This window comes from Jejubacter calystegiae (genome assembly GCF_005671395.1).
GTDB classification, from domain to species: domain Bacteria; phylum Pseudomonadota; class Gammaproteobacteria; order Enterobacterales; family Enterobacteriaceae; genus Jejubacter; species Jejubacter calystegiae.
This window is the reverse complement of record NZ_CP040428.1, coordinates 1,597,200-1,614,688: the sequence shown is the minus strand read 5'-3', so window position 1 is coordinate 1,614,688 and position 17,489 is coordinate 1,597,200. Positions and strand designations below refer to the sequence as shown.

13 protein-coding genes are annotated in these 17,489 nt (G+C 57.6%); 6 read left to right on the top strand and 7 right to left on the bottom strand.

The features are described from left to right. Nucleotides 1–117 precede the first annotated feature (117 nt). Complete coding sequence (gene fdhF / locus FEM41_RS07410; RefSeq protein WP_138095371.1) at nucleotides 118–2,265, top strand: formate dehydrogenase subunit alpha; 2,148 nt, start codon at nucleotides 118–120, stop codon at nucleotides 2,263–2,265. A 66-nt stretch (nucleotides 2,266–2,331) separates the two neighbouring features. Here the strand turns inward: fdhF and gltP are convergent, their stop codons facing one another. Next, nucleotides 2,332–3,645, bottom strand: coding sequence for a glutamate/aspartate:proton symporter GltP (gltP, locus tag FEM41_RS07405; RefSeq protein ID WP_138095370.1), 1,314 nt, complete (start codon nucleotides 3,643–3,645; stop codon nucleotides 2,332–2,334). A gap of 424 nt (nucleotides 3,646–4,069) precedes the next feature. Between gltP and acs the strand changes: the two genes are divergently transcribed. The 3 genes from acs (at nucleotide 4,070) to actP (ending at nucleotide 8,168) form a co-directional block, all read left to right on the top strand. Further along, on the top strand, nucleotides 4,070–6,028 hold the full coding sequence (gene acs / locus FEM41_RS07400) for an acetate--CoA ligase (RefSeq protein WP_138095369.1): 1,959 nt from the start codon (nucleotides 4,070–4,072) through the stop codon (nucleotides 6,026–6,028). Nucleotides 6,029–6,216: 188 nt separating this feature from the next. Next, nucleotides 6,217–6,528: a DUF485 domain-containing protein gene (locus FEM41_RS07395; RefSeq protein ID WP_138095368.1), complete on the top strand. Its 312-nt coding sequence runs from the start codon at nucleotides 6,217–6,219 to the stop codon at nucleotides 6,526–6,528. Further along, nucleotides 6,525–8,168, top strand: coding sequence for a cation/acetate symporter ActP (actP, locus tag FEM41_RS07390; protein ID WP_138095367.1), 1,644 nt, complete (start codon nucleotides 6,525–6,527; stop codon nucleotides 8,166–8,168). Before FEM41_RS07395 ends, actP begins: the two co-directional genes overlap by 4 nt. Nucleotides 8,169–8,550: 382 nt before the next feature. Here actP and FEM41_RS07385 read toward each other — a convergent pair whose 3' ends face one another. Next, nucleotides 8,551–9,927: a hypothetical protein gene (locus FEM41_RS07385; protein WP_138095366.1), complete on the bottom strand. Its 1,377-nt coding sequence runs from the start codon at nucleotides 9,925–9,927 to the stop codon at nucleotides 8,551–8,553. A gap of 100 nt (nucleotides 9,928–10,027) precedes the next feature. On the opposite strand from FEM41_RS07385, the gene FEM41_RS07380 reads away from it, so the two are divergent. Beyond that, a complete protein-coding gene (locus FEM41_RS07380) occupies nucleotides 10,028–11,320 on the top strand; it encodes a Gfo/Idh/MocA family protein (RefSeq protein ID WP_138095365.1) in 1,293 nt (430 codons plus the stop codon). Here FEM41_RS07380 and FEM41_RS07375 read toward each other — a convergent pair. Next, nucleotides 11,317–12,006 carry an LrgB family protein gene (locus FEM41_RS07375; protein WP_138095364.1) on the bottom strand — a complete coding sequence of 230 codons (690 nt, stop codon included), beginning with the start codon at nucleotides 12,004–12,006 and terminating at the stop codon, nucleotides 11,317–11,319. The two genes, FEM41_RS07380 and FEM41_RS07375, sit on opposite strands and share 4 nt — an antisense overlap. After that, nucleotides 11,999–12,421 (bottom strand): CidA/LrgA family protein, encoded by a 423-nt coding sequence (locus FEM41_RS07370; RefSeq protein ID WP_138099131.1) that lies wholly within the window; start codon nucleotides 12,419–12,421, stop codon nucleotides 11,999–12,001. The genes FEM41_RS07375 and FEM41_RS07370 overlap by 8 nt, the downstream gene beginning before the upstream one ends. 103 nt (nucleotides 12,422–12,524) lie before the next feature. On the opposite strand from FEM41_RS07370, the gene FEM41_RS07365 reads away from it, so the two are divergent. Further along, on the top strand, nucleotides 12,525–13,412 hold the full coding sequence (locus FEM41_RS07365) for a LysR family transcriptional regulator (protein ID WP_138095363.1): 888 nt from the start codon (nucleotides 12,525–12,527) through the stop codon (nucleotides 13,410–13,412). Nucleotides 13,413–13,457: 45 nt separating this feature from the next. Here FEM41_RS07365 and FEM41_RS07360 read toward each other — a convergent pair whose 3' ends face one another. The 3 genes from FEM41_RS07360 to soxR form a co-directional block, all read right to left on the bottom strand. Further along, entirely contained in the window at nucleotides 13,458–15,104 is a 1,647-nt protein-coding gene (locus FEM41_RS07360; protein WP_138095362.1) for a Na+/H+ antiporter, read from the bottom strand. 167 nt (nucleotides 15,105–15,271) lie between these two features. Beyond that, nucleotides 15,272–16,624 (bottom strand): NCS2 family permease, encoded by a 1,353-nt coding sequence (locus FEM41_RS07355; RefSeq protein WP_138095361.1) that lies wholly within the window; start codon nucleotides 16,622–16,624, stop codon nucleotides 15,272–15,274. 333 nt (nucleotides 16,625–16,957) lie between these two features. After that, nucleotides 16,958–17,455, bottom strand: a complete 498-nt coding sequence (gene soxR, locus FEM41_RS07350; RefSeq protein ID WP_138095360.1) for a redox-sensitive transcriptional activator SoxR — start codon at nucleotides 17,453–17,455, stop codon at nucleotides 16,958–16,960. Between the last annotated feature and the right edge of the window lie 34 nt (nucleotides 17,456–17,489).

Here is a 17,489-nt window from a genome sequence, read left to right as displayed (position 1 = left end):
TATCATGCCCGATATCAGTCTGAAATGCATGGCACAGAAGATGCATCAGACAAGGAGAACTTCATACCATAAGGCGGCTGACGACCGCCAGAACAGGCTACAAGGGAGTGATTCACCATGAACAAGGTTATGACCGTCTGCCCCTACTGCGCCTCTGGCTGCAAAATGCATCTGCTGGTCGACGATGGCAAAGTCGTCGGCGCCGAACCCGCTCCTGGCAGGAACAACCAGAGCACGCTGTGCCTGAAAGGCTACTATGGCTGGGACTTTCTTAACGATACCCAGATCCTGACGCCCCGTCTGAAAAATCCAATGATTCGCAAGAGCCGTGGCGGCAAGCTGGAATCGGTCTCCTGGCAGGAAGCGCTGGATTATGTCGCCGACAAATTTCTGGCGGTACGGGAAAAGTACGGCCCCGACGCCATTATGACCACCGGATCTTCCCGGGGGCCCGGCAACGAAGCCAACTATCTGATGCAGAAATTCGCTCGGGCCGTCATCGGTACCAATAACGTCGATTGTTGCGCGCGCGTCTGACACGGCCCCTCGGTTGCAGGTCTGCACCAGTCAGTAGGCAATGGCGCTATGAGCAACTCAGTCACCGAGATTGAGGATACCGATTTACTGCTGATCTTCGGCTATAACCCGGCAGATTCACACCCGATTATCGCCAACCGGGTGATTCGGGCAAAACAGAAAGGCGCGAAACTTATTGTCTGCGATCCGCGGCGTATTGAGAGCGCCCGCATCGCCGATCTCCACCTTCAGTTACGCAATGGTTCCAATATCGCGCTGCTGAACGCCATGGCCCACGTGATTATTGAAGAGGGACTGGAGGATCGCGCCTTTATCGCATCACGCACAGAAGGGTTCGACGCCTGGCGTGAGATCGTCGCCCGCTATACGCCGGAGTCGGTAGAAGAGGTGACAGGGGTCACCGCCGCCGACATTCGCCGGGCCGCCAGGCTCTATGCCACGGCCAAAACCGCCACCATTCTGTGGGGCATGGGCGTGACTCAGTTCTATCAGGGAGTGGAGACGGTACGCGCCCTGACCAGTCTGGCACTGCTGACGGGCAACCTGGGCAAGCCCAATGCCGGCGTTAACCCGGTACGCGGCCAGAATAACGTTCAGGGCGCCTGCGATATGGGGGCGCTGCCGGACACTTTCCCGGGCTATCAGTCGGTAAGCGTGGCGGAAAACCGCGACAAATTCGCCAAAGCCTGGGGCGTGCCCTCTCTGCCGGAAAAAACCGGTTATCGCATCAGTGAGCTACCGCATCGCGTGGCCCACGGCGAAGTCCGTGCTGCTTACATTATGGGGGAGGACCCCATGCAGACCGACGCCGAACTGTCAGCGATACGCGAAGCGATGGACGGCCTGGAGCTACTGGTGGTTCAGGACATCTTTATGACCAAAACCGCCGCGGTGGCAGACGTAGTGCTACCCGCCACTAGCTGGGGCGAGCATGAAGGGGTATATACCGCGGCGGATCGCGGCTTCCAGCGCTTCTTTAAGGCAGTCGAGCCCCAGTGGGATCTGAAAACCGACTGGCAGATTATTAGCGAACTCGCCACCCGCATGGGCTACCCGATGCAGTATGAAAACACTCAGGCCATCTGGGATGAGATGCGCCACCTGTGCCCCTCTTTCTATGGCGCCACTTACGAAAAAATCGGCGAGCTGGGCTACATTCAGTGGCCATGCCGCAGCGAATCCCCCGAGGATCAGGGAACCCCCTGGCTTTATGAAGGGCGTTTCGACCGACCCAACGGTCTGGGGCAGTTCTTCACCTGCGACTGGCTACCGCCCCAGGATCAGCTTAGCGAAGACTATCCTATGGTGCTGTCGACGGTGCGCGAAGTGGGGCACTACTCCTGCCGTTCGATGACCGGTAACTGCGCGGCGCTGGCGGCGTTGGCCGACGAGCCAGGCTACGCCCAGATCCATACGGACGATGCCGAACGATTGGGCATTCACGATGAAGCGTTGTTGTGGGTAACGTCGCGCAAAGGGCGGGTGATTGTTCGTGCCCAGGTCAGCGATCGCCCCAATCGCGGCGCGGTCTATATGACCTATCAGTGGTGGATTGGCGCCTGTAATGAACTGGTGAGCGAAAACCTGAGCCCGCTAACCAAAACGCCGGAATATAAATACAGCGCGGTCCGTCTGGAGCCCATTGCCGACCAGCAGGCGGCAGAGCGTTACGTTCAGGAAGAGTATCAGCACCTGAAGTCCAGGCTGCGTGAAAGCGCGGCGGGCTAATATAAAAACCCCCCGCACCGATAACGATGCGGGGGCCTTTAACCGACGTTGTGTGTTGCTGCTGTGTTAGCCCTGTGCGGTGGTATCAAACTTGCCCAGAACTTCGCGTTCATAGGCCAGCGCTTTCTTCTTATCGAACCGGTGTTCCCACTTGGCAATCACCAGTACCGCCAGCGCGTTACCAACAACGTTCAGCGCAGTACGCGCCATATCAAGGATTCGGTCCACCCCGGCAATAAAGGCAAGGCCTTCCAGCGGAATACCAACGCTGCCCAGCGTCGCCAACAGAACCACAAAGGAGACGCCCGGAACGCCGGCAATCCCTTTGGAGGTCACCATCAGGGTCAGCACCAGAGTGATTTCCTGCCAGATGGAAAGCTCGATACCGTAGAGCTGCGCGATGAAGATAGCGGCAATACTCTGGTACAGCGTGGAGCCATCGAGGTTAAACGAATAACCGGTCGGCACCACGAAACTGGTAATCGATGAAGGCGCGCCATAGGCTTCCATCTTCTGGATGATACGCGGCAGTACGCTTTCGGAGCTGGCGGTGGAGTAAGCCAGAATCAGTTCATCCTTCAGAATACGAATCAGCGTCCAGACCCGCAAACCGCAGATGCGGGCCACGGCCCCCAGTACCACCAGTGCGAAGAAGATAATCGCCACGTAAACCAGGATAACCAGCTTAGCCAGCGGCCACAGCGAGGCGAAACCGAAGTTTGCTACCGTCACCGAGATCAGCGCAAAGACCCCCACCGGAGCGTAACGCATCACCATGTGAGTCACTTTAAACATGGTTTCGGAAACGCTGCGGAATACGGTCACCAGCGGATCGCGGTTTTTCGCTGGCAGCGATGACAACCCTAAGCCGAACAGTACCGAGAAGAAGATAATCGGCAGCATGTCACCCTTCACCATGGAGGCGAAGATATTGGTAGGCACCAACGACAGAATGGTTCCCATCAGCCCCTGAGAGTGGTCCGCCACGGCATTCGTGGTGGCTTCATACTTTGAAATGTCCACTGCTGCCAGCTGAGACATATCAATACCATGGCCCGGCTGGAAGACATTAGCCATGGTGATACCCAGGATAATGGCGACCGTTGTGATCACTTCAAAGTAGAGAATGGTTTTAACGCCAATACGGCCTAACTGCTTGGCATCCCCAACGCCGGCAATACCCACCACCAGCGTAGAGATAACAATAGGCACCACGATCATTTTGATCAGGTGGATAAAGATGTCACCCGCAGGTGACAGAAGATTGTTGATCAACCATTCACGGCTGTCACTTTGATAATGGAGGAAACTCCCAAGAATAATACCCAGAACTAACGCCAGCAGAATCTGCCAGGCAAGTCCGAACTTTCTGTTTTTCATAACAACTGTACTTCCTGAATCCAAGTGTCATTCCCGGCTCGTTGTGAGCGGGAATGCCACAAACTGAAAAAGGGGTATGACAAACGTCGGGTGATGTGTGGAGTTTTAACGCCCTTAATCAGTACCATCTGAATGGCTGTTCGCGCAACCCTTGAAATTCAAAGCCATTCACGCAAAATGCATATATAAGCATTATTTTTTAGCGCTAAACAAAACTAACACACTGTTATAAAAAAAGATTATATCGCTTGTTTTCAAATAATCATTACTGGTTATTATTTCTTCTCTCGGTTTCGTTTGCTCATTTAATGTACATTTACGCCAATGCGTGATCTGTCGCCCAAATAGTAAACAAAAACGCCGATACCCCTACAATTAACGTTTGGTTGACATATTATTAACATCCTGGAAGGAGAAAATAACTATGAGCCAAATACACAAACATCCGATTCCCGCCCATATTGCGGAAGACTGCCTGATCACCCCGGAACAGTACGCGGCCAAATACCGCCAGTCCATAGAAGAGCCTGACGCCTTCTGGGGCGAGCAGGGAAAGATTCTGGACTGGATAAAACCCTATACTAAGGTGAAAAACACCTCTTTTGCACCGGGAAATATTGCTATCAAATGGTATGAGGACGGCACCCTCAACCTGGCGGCTAACTGCCTGGATCGCCATCTGGAAAAGAATGGCTCCCGCCCCGCCCTTATCTGGGAAGGCGACGACGCCAGCCAGAGCAAGACTATCACTTATCGCGAACTGCATGCCGACGTCTGCCGTTTCGCCAACGTGCTTCTGAGTCAGGGCATCAGTAAAGGCGACGTGGTCGCTATCTATATGCCGATGGTGCCGGAAGCCGCCGTTGCGATGCTGGCCTGTGCCCGTATCGGCGCCATTCATTCCGTGATCTTTGGCGGTTTCTCGCCAGAAGCCGTCGCGGGCAGGATTATCGACAGTAATGCCCGACTGGTAATCACCGCCGATGAAGGGGTGCGCGCCGGTCGTAATATTCCGCTGAAGCGCAACGTTGACGATGCGCTGAAGAATCACAATGTGAAGAGCGTGGGCAACGTCGTGGTGTTCAAACGCACTGGCGGCGATATAGCCTGGCACGAAGGCCGCGACCTGTGGTGGAGCGACCTGATGGCCAACGCCAGCGCGGAAAATCAGCCGGTAGAAATGAATGCGGAAGACCCGCTATTTATCCTCTACACCTCTGGCTCCACCGGTAAGCCTAAAGGAGTGCTGCATACCACTGGCGGGTATCTGGTCTATGCCGCCGCCACCTTTCAATATGTCTTCGATTATCATCCCGGCGAAGTTTACTGGTGTACAGCCGACGTCGGCTGGGTGACCGGCCACAGCTACCTGCTTTACGGCCCGCTGGCCTGTGGGGCAACTACCCTGATGTTCGAAGGGGTGCCGAACTGGCCTCAGCCCAACCGTATGGCCCAGGTGGTGGACAAACACAAGGTTAATATCCTCTACACCGCCCCAACCGCTATTCGCGCCCTGATGGCCGAAGGGGATAAAGCCATCGAAGGCACCGATCGTTCGTCGCTGCGTATTCTCGGTTCAGTGGGAGAACCCATTAACCCGGAAGCCTGGGAGTGGTTCTGGGATAAAATCGGCAACAGACACTGCCCGGTAATGGACACCTGGTGGCAGACCGAAACCGGCGGCTTTATGATCGCCCCGATGCCAGGCGCCACCGAGCTTAAGGCCGGTTCCGCCACCCTGCCCTTCTTCGGCGTACAGCCGGAACTGGTGGATAACGAAGGCAACGCGCTACCTGGCGCCACCGAAGGCAATCTGACCATTACCGACTCCTGGCCGGGCCAGGCCCGTACCCTGTTCGGCGATCACGAACGCTTTGAACAGACCTACTTCTCCACCTTTAAAAATCGCTACTTCAGCGGTGACGGCGCCCGTCGCGACGAGGATGGCTACTACTGGATCACCGGACGCGTGGATGACGTGCTGAACGTCTCAGGCCACCGCCTGGGCACCGCCGAAATCGAATCAGCGCTGGTTTCGCATCCGAAAATCGCCGAAGCCGCGGTGGTGGGAATCCCACATAACATCAAGGGGCAGGCTATCTACGCTTACGTCACCCTTAACCACGGCGAAGACCCCACGCCGGAACTCTACACTGAGGTGCGCAACTGGGTGCGCAAAGAGATCGGCCCGCTGGCTACGCCTGACGTGCTGCACTGGACCGACTCCCTGCCGAAAACCCGCTCCGGCAAGATTATGCGCCGCATTCTGCGCAAAATTGCCGCCGGCGACACCAGCAACCTGGGAGATACCTCCACGCTCGCCGATCCTGGCGTGGTGGAAAAACTGCTCGAAGAGAAATCAGCTATCACGATGCCTTCCTGAACCCCACACCAGTCAGGGGGCCGGAATGGCCAGTAGTCCACTGCATGGCGTATCGGCTCAGGCCGGACGCCATCGGTATAAATTCGCCGGGAATATCCCGGTGGTACCGGGTATGCGGAGGGTTTCCCCTGCGGTCCCTTACCCCTGAAAAAAACAACAATTGAAACTGACCTCTGGAGAACTCTGTGATGAATGATGTCATTTGTCAGCGGATAGAAGGGAGTGCGTATTTCAGGGAACTGGTAGCCAAACGTCAAAAATTCGCCTGGACGCTATCCGCCATTATGCTGGTGATTTACGTGGGCTTTATTTTTCTTATCGCCTTCGCCCCGGCCTGGCTGGGTACACCGCTGCACGGGCAGACCAGCGTGACCCGGGGCATTCCTATTGGTATCGGCGTTATCGTTATCTCTTTTATTCTGACCGGTATCTACGTCTGGCGGGCCAACGGCGAGTTCGATCGCCTGAATAAAGCCGTACGTCAGGAGGTGGATGCATGAAGGCACTCTATTTCCTGCTGCTGGCGGCGCCCACCGTCACGGCCGCCGATGCCATTAGCGGCGCGGTGGAGCGCCAGCCCACCAACTGGCAGGCCATCATTATGTTCGTGGTGTTCGTGATGTTCACCCTGGGCATTACCTGGTGGGCCTCAAAACGCACCCGCTCGCGCAGCGACTACTACACCGCCGGGGGCAATATCACCGGCTTTCAGAACGGGCTGGCGATCTCCGGGGACTTTATGTCCGCAGCCTCCTTCCTGGGCATTTCAGCGCTGGTCTATACCTCCGGCTACGATGGCCTGATCTACTCGCTCGGCTTCCTGGTCGGCTGGCCCATTATTCTGTTTCTGATCGCCGAGCGTCTGCGTAATCTGGGGCGCTATACCTTCGCCGACGTCGCCTCTTATCGTCTGAAGCAGCGCCCGATTCGCACGCTTTCCGCCTGTGGATCGCTGGTAGTGGTCGCCCTTTACCTCATTGCCCAGATGGTAGGCGCCGGTAAGCTTATCGAACTGCTGTTCGGCCTGAACTACCATGTGGCGGTCGTGCTGGTGGGAGTTCTGATGGTGATGTATGTGCTGTTCGGCGGCATGTTGGCCACCACCTGGGTGCAGATTATTAAGGCGGTACTACTGCTGTTCGGCGCCAGCTTTATGGCCTTTATGGTAATGCGCCACGTCGGTTTCAGCTTCAGTAATCTGTTCAGCGAAGCGGTCAGGGTGCATCCTGATGGCCTGGAGATTATGCGCCCAGGCGGGCTGGTCAAAGACCCCATCTCTGCACTGTCGCTGGGCCTGGGGCTGATGTTCGGTACAGCGGGGCTGCCCCATATCCTGATGCGTTTCTTCACCGTTAGCGACGCCCGGGAAGCCCGTAAGAGCGTATTCTATGCCACCGGATTTATGGGTTACTTCTACATCCTGACCTTTATTATCGGCTTTGGCGCCATCATGCTGGTGGGCGCTAACCCCGCCTTTAAGGATGCGGCGGGCGCGTTGATTGGCGGCAACAATATGGCGGCGGTGCATCTGTCCAATGCAGTGGGCGGTAACCTGTTCCTTGGGTTTATCTCCGCAGTCGCCTTTGCCACCATTCTTGCCGTGGTGGCCGGACTAACGCTGGCGGGCGCCTCTGCGGTTTCCCACGATCTGTACGCCAACGTCTTCCGCCAGGGCGCCAGCGAGCGCGATGAGCTGCGGGTATCGAAAATCACCGTACTGGTGCTGGGTGTGGTGGCGATCCTGCTGGGGATTCTGTTCGAAAATCAGAATATCGCCTTTATGGTAGGCCTGGCCTTTTCCATTGCCGCCAGCTGTAACTTCCCCATCATTCTGCTGTCGATGTACTGGTCGAAACTGACTACCCGCGGCGCGATGATCGGCGGTTGGCTGGGGCTATTGACCGCAGTTATCCTGATGATTCTGGGACCCACCATCTGGGTGGAGATTTTAGGTCATGGCGCGCCAGTTTTCCCGTATGAATACCCGGCGCTGTTCTCTATTCTGGTGGCCTTTGTCGGAATCTGGTTGTTTTCGATTACCGATAACAGCGCCGAAGGTGCCCGGGAACGCTCCCAGTTCCGTGCGCAGTTTATCCGCTCCCAAACCGGGATCGGCATTGAGCAGGGCAGCGCCCACTAACCGCTTTACTCCCGGCCTGCGGGCCGGGATTCTCCATAAGTGATCTCAATCACTTTTTAGCGCCCCTTCAACCAACGCCTTCACACTTCTTCCGGAAAGAAATGCGATGTAGATCGCATGAAATAGCGCCAGTTTGTTATTCAGCTCACATCTTTCCCTCTCTGCTCGCCAACGCTACCGTCTGCTTCCCTCCGTACGCTGACAGCGCCATCACTGCCCCTTACTCTTATTCCAGTAGCGAAGCCGCCAGGGAGCGTAGCCGTTCCGGTGCGAAAAGCTGAGGTATCACCAGCGGCGCTGTGGCGGGTAGCGTAGAGAACCAGCGTTCCAGCTCATCAGCGCAGCGCTCCAGCGCCTGAGCATGAGGCGTGAGCGGCTCCGGTTACGCGCCGTAGCGTTCACGCCACAGCGCCGCAACCACCGCTTCTGTCACCAGACTAAACATCTGGCTGTAGCGCCCGGCGCTCTGCCAAGCCGCCTGCACAACGGCAAAGGCATCGCTCTGAGATGGGATCTCCCGAAGGCGCGCCATGGCGGTGGCGCACAGATGCGACGATGAGGATTTTTCCAGCTGGATTAGCGAGCGCTGCTCATGGCCCAGTTGAGGGTCGTCGGCTGGAAGCAGCGGCTGGAACGCCAGCGCCCAGCGGGCGCTGCGGGTATCCATATGCAGCAGCTGTTCGGCCTGAGCCAGGCTTTCCGGCACCTGGCTCTGACGATGAAGAGGTCGGCCCAACAGATTACAGGTTTTTGTTAGCCAGTCAGCACTGGCGCCGTAGAGCTCCGCCAGTTGCTGCCCCTGCTGACGGGTGCGGAAGCTGATGCCCTGCTCCACAAACCAGGTTTCCAGCAGCAGTTCAGCGGGTTCGCCAAGCCGCGCCGCCTGCAGGCCGCTGAGATTAACCTCGTTAACGGAGCCGATAAGCGAGCTGTCGCTCAGCCACTGCCAGTTGATGCGGGCAGTGACCGCCTCTACACCGCCGGGGGCCACGCTCTGAGCCCAGCTCAGGCGTCCGCGGATCTCATCGGCCAGATAACAGGGCAGTACCGACCAGCCGTAGCCGATCCCCCACAGATCGAATTCGATCCACTTGTGATGGGGCAGCGTGGCAATCAGTGGGTGGTTAGCGAAGCCGGGGTGATAGTCGAGCTCCGTCGCCTTTAGCGAGGCGCGAACTTCCCCGGGCAGCGATGCCAGTACCGTCTGGAGCTGCTGGCGCGGCCAGGAGGCATCGATAAAGTCGCGTAACACCAACTGCTTACCCGCGGCTCGCAGCGCCCGCCAGACATCCTGCAGCGCCGCCCGCCAGGGCTCGGGCTGCCAGGCGGGGGTCGTCAGGCTTAGTACCAGGCCGCGCAGTGACGGTATCGCCAGCAGCGGCGTCAGCGTCGAGCGGTAAAAATCGGCCCAAAATGACGAAGCGCCGTCCGGCGCCTGTTCGGGAAATTTCTGGCGCAGCGTCTCCTGCGGCGGTGCCGCTTCGGCCTGTAACCAAAAGGCAAGATGGTGCCGTTCCAGCCAGTCAGCTACCCGCCGCAGATAGAGCAGCGCGTGGCGCCGCTGATGGCGCAGATTCTCTGCCTCCAGCCGGGGAGCGAACGGGGAAGGCTCCGCCAGCAACGCCAGCAGCTCCTGCTGGTGCAGGATGATGCCGGTAAAGCCATAGCGCTTCGCCACCGTAACTGCCTGTTCCAGCCAGGGCCAGTGCCAGATAAAAGGGCTGTTCAGCTCCAGCAGTTGATGAGGAATTCGCGCCATGCCGCTCTCCGTACCGGGAAGTGTGTCAGGCACTGTTTTACCCCGGATGACCCGCGCGTCAAAGGGGGATTTTTAACGACTTAGCGTCAGGAGAGAAAAAGTGAAACGTTACGCACTAATCGGCACCGGCGGTCGCGCCGGGCTCTATATTGAGGCTATCGGTGGTACCTTCCGCCACAACGCACGGATGGTCGCCTTCTGCGACACCAACCAGACCCGCATGGACTACGCCAATCGGCTACTGGAAAAGGCGGGGGCAGCACCGGTCCCCACCTGGAAGGCGGACAGTTTCGAGGCGATGATTCGCGAAACTCGTCCCGATGTGGTGATCGTCACCACGGTGGATCGCACCCACGATGACTATATCGTGCGCGCCCTGCATGCGGGCTGCGACGTGATTACCGAAAAGCCAATGACTATCGACGAACAGCGCGCGCTGCGCATTCTCGACGCCATTGAACAGACCGGGCGTGAGGTGCGTGTCGCCTTTAACTATCGCTACGCCCCGCACCACAGTAAAGTCCGAGAACTACTGCGCGACGGCGTCATCGGCGAAGTCTTTTCGGTGCACTTCGAATGGTTGCTCAATACCGAACACGGCGCCGATTATTTCCGGCGCTGGCACCGGGAAAAGCGCAACAGCGGCGGACTGCTGGTACACAAATCCACCCACCATTTCGATCTGATGAACTTCTGGCTCGACAGCTATCCGGAGCGGGTGTACGCCGAAGGCGATCTGCGTTTCTACGGGCGTGAAAACGCGGAGCGGCGCGGTATTACGCAGTTTTACCCCCGCGCCCACGGCTATCCGGCGGCAAAAGACGATCCCTTCGCCCTGAATATGGCCGAGAATCCTCAGCTTAAAGCGCTCTATCTGAATGCCGAACACGAAGATAACTACTTTCGCGATCAGAGCGTCTTTAGCGATGGAATCACCATTGAAGATACGCTCTCGGTGCTGGTGAAGTACCAGAATCGGGTGCAACTGACCTATTCGCTCAACGCATACCTGCCCTGGGAAGGGCTGAACATTGTGTTTAACGGCAGCAAGGGGCGGCTGGAGATGAAGCTGGTGGAGATGTCTTACGTTAACGCCGGCGGCGAACGGGATAACGAAGGCAGTCTGGAGAGCTGCGATATCACGGTATTCCCGATGTTTGACGCTCCCTGGAAAGCGGAATTTACCGTCGGCGAAGGGGGGCACGGTGGTGGCGACAACGCGATGCTGGCGGACCTGTTCGGCGAACCAGGCGAAGACCCACTGAAACGCGCCGCCGATCACCGGGCCGGCGCCCTTTCCATTCTAACCGGTATCGCAGGCAACCGCTCCCTGCAACTCCAGCGTCCGGTTCAGTTTAAGGAGTTTGAACTACTCCGCCGTCTGAAAGGCTAGAACAGCAGGCGGGCCACCAGCGGGGCGGCCAGGACCATAATAACGCCGGAGAGCATCATCACCAGGCTCGCCACCATTCCCTCCTGCGGACCCATTTCGCAGGAGCGGGCAGTCCCTGCACCGTGAGAGGCGGCGCCCAGCGCGGCGCCTTTCGCCACGCCTTCGCGAATCGCGAGTCGCAGAAACAGCACATCCCCCACCGCCATTCCAAAGACCCCGGTCACGACCACGAACAGCGCCACCAGATCCGGCTGTCCCCCCATGGGCGCTGCCGCCGCCAGGGCGAAAGGCGTGGTGATGGAGCGTACCGCCAGACTACGCTGGATCTCGTCGGACAACATCAGCCAGCGCGCCAGCCAGACCGAGCTGGTCACCGCGACCACCGTGGCGGTCAGCGTTCCGGCGCACAGCGACATCCAGTGGCGACGAATCAGCGCCAGATTCTCATACACCGGCACGGCAAAGGCGATGGTCGCAGGTCCCAGCAGCCAGATCAGCCAGTGGCTCTGGGCGATATAGTTCTGGTAAGAAATATGCCCAAAGACCAGCACGGCCACCAGTAGCAGCGGCGTAAAGACCAGCGGCATCAGCGGCAGTTTGCGAAAACGGCGCCACAATCGCTTGTTGAGATAGTAGAGCGCCAGGGTCAACCCCAGACAAAAGAGACTCAGCGGCAGATTAGTCACTGGCCGCTGCCTTGCGCGCCGCACGCGTCACCTCGAAGCGGTAGATCTTTTCCACCACCCAGCCGGTAGCCCCCAACACCATCAGCGTACTGAGCGCAATCACCAGCAGAATACGCCAGCCATCGGCCAGCAGCAGCTGGGTGTAGTTCACCACCGCCACCACCGCCGGAACAAAGAACAGCAGCATCTCTGCCAGCAGCCATCGGGCACCATCACGTACCCAGTTAACGGGTACAACGCGCAGCATAATTAATGAAAATAGCAGCAACATTCCTACCAGATTAGCAGGCAACGGAAGATGGAACTGCCCGACCATCTGTTGCGCCACCAGAAATAGACCGGCGTACAGCAACACCTGGAAGGGCGTGGTTAAACGGGAAACAGCAGGCTTGATCGCGCGTAGCGCCGCAGGCATAGCATCAGACCCTGATAAAATAGCGGAGAGTGCAGTATAGTAAGCCTTCGATAATGCAAGTAATGAATTAAACTCATCCCAGGTATAGTTAACAGGAATAGTTATGGACATCAGAACGCTGCGCTACTTTGTTGAGGTGGTTCGTCAGCAGAGCTTCACCCGGGCAGCGGAGAAGATGTTTGTCACCCAACCCACCATCAGCAAAATGTTGCGCAACCTGGAAGACGAGCTGGGCAGTACGCTATTACTACGCGAAGGGCGCCGCCTGGTACTGACCGATACCGGCCGCGCCGTGTTTGAGCGCGGCGTGGCGATTCTGGGTGAGTTTCGTCAGCTAAAAAACGAACTGGCAGACATTAACAACCTGAACAAAGGGGTGTTAAGACTGGGGATTCCGCCCATGGTAGGAATGATGATGGCAGGGCCGATCGCCGAATATCGCCGCCAGTATCCAGGTATTGAGCTTAAGATCGCCGAATTTGGCGGTCTGAAGGTACAACAGGCCGTTATGAACAGTGAGCTCGACCTGGCCATGACCGCCCTGACCTCAAATCCGGATGAAAATCTGGAAACCCTGGCGTTCTCCAGCCATCCCATGTGCGTACTGGCGCCGCGCAGCGAGCCCTGGCTGTCACGCAGCGGTGTGGCCCTGGAAGAGCTCGAAGCCTGGCCGCTGCTGGTCTATAACGAAGATTTCTCCCTGAGCCGCCAGATGACCCAGCTATTCGCCGAACACCAGATCTCACCGCGCATCGCGGTACGCAGTGGCCAGTGGGATTTCCTGGCTGCCATGGTGCAGGCCAATGTCGGCATCGCCATTCTACCGGAGCCTATCTGTCAGCGGCTGGATAAAACCAACCTGGTGTGGCTGCCATTGCACAGCCCGCTGCGCTGGCAACTGGGCATGATCTGGCGCCGCGATGGCTATCTTTCCCAGAGCGCACGAGCCTGGATCGACTGCTGTAAGGCGTTCTGGTCGGTGGAGCCATAAAAAAGCCCTCTCCAGGGAGAGGGCTCGGATGAGCGTCGCTATCGCTTAGTTGTTCTCTATCAACAGCGCTTCCAGCAGGTCGAGATCGTGCAGTAGCTTTTGCAACGTCTCGTTGCTGATCTTCTGGGTAGCGCGCAGATGGTACAGTTCCGCCCGCTCGGAACGCAGCGCCGTCAGGCGGAAGCGACGTTCAAGGTTCTCTTCCAGCTCCGAGTTTTCTACATCGTTACGACCATCGGCCCGGCGCCTCAGGTTACCGATAACCCGTGAACTGACTTCGCGCAGCAACTGATCGTCGATATTCTCTTCGGTGTCCGCCGCCAGCCGCTCCTCCATTTTCTGGATAGAGACAATAGCCACTTCGGCAATGGCCGCCTTAGCCAGACGCTCCTCTTTGCGGGTCTGTGCGTTATCCGGAAGCTCCACGTGACGCAGCAAGATCGGTAGCATAATCACCCCCACAAACAGCGAGAACAGGATGACGCCGGCCGAAAGGAAGATCAGCTCATAGCGCGCCGGAAAGGGATCGCCCCCCGGTAGCAGCAGCGGGATAGAGAGCACACCGGCAAGGGTAATAGCGCCGCGTACCCCGGCAAACGAGGCGATCAGCAACTCACGGGTAGTGTAAGAGCTAAACTCCATCGGGCGTTTTTTCAGGAAACGCAGGCTAAAGCGCTTCATCAGCCACAGCCAGATAAAGCGTACCAGAATCAACGCGAAGTAGATCAGCACCACATCCATGAACAGTATCCAGACTTCTACATTGGGATCGGCTTCCGCCGCCGCCAGCGAGTTCTCCAGAATGCCCGGTAGCTGCAGGCCCAACATCAGGAACACCATGCCGTTAAACACGAATTCCAGCATCGCCCAGACGCTGTTGGCGCGCAGGCGCATCGCCAGAGGCGCAGTACGCATCACGCCGGAACGGGTGATGGTCATCCCCGCCGCCACCGCGGCCAGAATGCCGGAAACGCCGATATGTTCCGCAATCAGATAAGAGGCGAACGGCAGCAGGAACAGCAGTACGATCTGAGTGGCCGGCTCGTCACCGCTCCAGCGGCTCATCAGACGCAGCGAGCGGCCATACAGCCAGCTCACCACAAAGCCCGCCAGCAAGCCGCCGATAGCTACCTTCAGGAACTCCAGGGTGGCGCCACCTACAGTAAAAACCATGGTGCCCATGGCCACCGCCACGGCGAATTTCAGCGAAACCAGGCCGGAGGCGTCATTCATCAGCGCCTCGCCCTGCAGGATCCCCATTATCTTCTTGGGTATGCGGCCTTCCCCCACGATGCCGGAAAGCGCCACTGCATCGGTCGGCGACAGCACGGCAGCCAGCGCAAGGGCGGGTATCAACGGAATGCCCGGCACCATGTAGTAAATCAGGAAGCCGATCCCCACCACGGTCAGCAGCACCAGCACCAGCGCCAGCCCGATAATCTCACGACCATGATTAATGAACTCCCTGGTCGGCGTCTTCCAGCCATCCGCAAACAGCAGCGGCGGGATAAACAGCACCAGGAAAAGCTCCGGATTAAAGTCCACGTGCAGGCCAAATTTAGGCCAGGCCAGTAGCGCGCCAATGGCGATCTGCATCAGCGGCAGCGGAATCTGGAACGGCAGAATCCGCGTCACCACCCCTGACAGCGAAACCACCAGCGTCAGAATCAAAATGGTAAAAAAGATTTCCATACTATCCTTAGTTATACTGCGATGTGTTTGTCATGAAATGAAGAGAAGCGTTCTCATCATAGAACACTATCTTTACATATGATGATACAGGATGTGCCCTAAATAGCGTAGAAATCAAGCGGGCCAGAGAATCCGGCCCGGGGAAGAGTCTGAAAAATAAGGAAGGATTAAATCGCCCAACCGCCTGCGTAAAACGTCACCAACACCACGGCAATCAGTATGGTACCCAGGTTCAGTTTGCGCCATTCGCCAGAGAAGATACGCCCGACCACCAGGCTGGCGAAACCAATCATAATGCCGGTCACGATGTTGCAGGTGAAGACGATAATCACCGCCGTCATCAGCCCTGCCATGGCATCAACAAAGTCCTCGAAATTCAGCTTCGCCACGTTGCTCAGCATCAACAGCCCCACGTACATCAACGCTGGCGCAGTAGCGTAGGCCGGTACCAGGTAAGAGAGCGGCGAGAGGAACAGAATCAGCAGGAACAGCACACCGACCACAATGGCGGTCAGGCCGGTCTTACCGCCAGCAGCGGTTCCCGCGGCCGATTCGATGTAAACCGCGGCGGGCGAGGCCCCAACCAGGCTGGAGAAGATGCTGCTCACGGAGTCGGTGGTCAGCGCCTTGCCTCCATCGATAATCTGTCCGTCTTTATCCAGCAGGTTGCCCTGTTCCGCCACGGCGCGAATGGTGCCGGTGGCGTCGAAAACCGCCGTCATCACCAGCGCCAGCACGCTGGGCAGCACCAGCGGATTCAACGCCCCCATAATGTCCAGACTGCCGATCAGCGAATTCCCGTTTTCATCGTTCAGGGAAGGCATGGCAAACAGAGAGCCGCTAAAGTGCACCGCGGGATCGAAAATCATACCGATAATTGAGATGGCAATAATGGTCAGCAGAATGCCACCCGGCACCTTGCGCCGCTCCAGGCCAATAATGGTCGCCAGCCCCAGCAACGACATCATCACCGGAAAGCTGGTGAAGTCGCCAAAAGCGACTGGTAACCCTTCCAGCGGATTTCTTACCACCAGTTTGACGCTATCAGCCGCAATGAGCAGCAAAAACAGGCCAATCCCGACGCCGGTCCCCTGAGCGACGCCCATGGGTAGGTTGCGTAAAATCCAGCCGCGAATACCGGTCGCAGAGATTACCGTAAACAGTACCCCCATCAGGAAGACCGCGCCCAGCGCCACCGGCACGCTGATCTGCTGGCCCAGCACCAGGCTGAAAGCGGTAAACGCCGTCAGCGACAGGGCACAGCCGATCGCCAGCGGCAGATTTGCCCACAGCCCCATGGCAATGGAGCCGACGCCCGCCACCAGGCAGGTCGCCACAAACACCGCGGCGGGCGGAAAGCCAGCCTTGCCGAGCATGCCCGGCACCACAATCACCGAGTAGACCATGGCCAGGAAGGTGGTAAGACCCGCCACCACCTCGCGGCGCACCGTACTGCCGCGCGCGGATATCTTGAACCAGGCGTCCAGAGAGCCGCCGGCACGCGGAGAAGGAGTAGACATAGTTGAAATATCCCCTGATGCTTTTTTATGAAGTTACCGTTACGCGCAGTGAACAGCCCTATGCTGGCTAAACGTCTTTCGTCCCGGGCATTGCCATGGCGTTAAAAAGGGGGTACCCCGGCAATGCAAACGTTTAACCCCGCGCGTAAAAAACGGTCGGAAATTTAAGGCAAACGATTATCCTGGCATCATTAGGGGGTTTTCAACCAAACTTTGCCCCTTTTAGATAAAAAAAACCAATACTGTCTGTTTTTCACCCAAAGGATGCGCAAACGATGTCGTTGCTGCGCAAACCGTTAACAGACGCGCGAACATTTGATCAACCTTACGCCGTTAATCGTCATCCGTTCCGGATCTGTGCGGCGCCCGATCGGCGGGTTCTTCCAGCAGTCGTGCCCCGGCTCCTTCGGCGCCCAGTCGGTCATTCGGGTTACGTAGCGGGCAATCCTTACGCGACAGGCAGCCGCAACCGATACAGCCATCCAGCTCATCACGCAGGGCAACCAGCGTATTGATGCGTCGCTCCAGCTCTTCGCGCCACGTCGATGACAGCGCCTTCCACTCTTTGGCGCTCAGCGTATGGCCTTCGGGCAGCACGCTAAAGGCTTCGCTAATGGTTGCCAGCGGAATGCCGATACGCTGGGCTATCTTGATGATTGCTACATAACGCAGCACATCGCGGGTATAACGCCGCTGATTACCGGCATTGCGCTGACTGTGAATCAGTCCTTTGCTTTCATAAAAGTGCAGCGCCGAAACGGCAACGCCACTACGCCTGGCCACTTCACCCGGCGTCAGCAGGGTTTTTAGTCGGGATGATTTCTTTTCCAAAACCGCTTTACCTCAAGTTAACTTGAGGAATTAT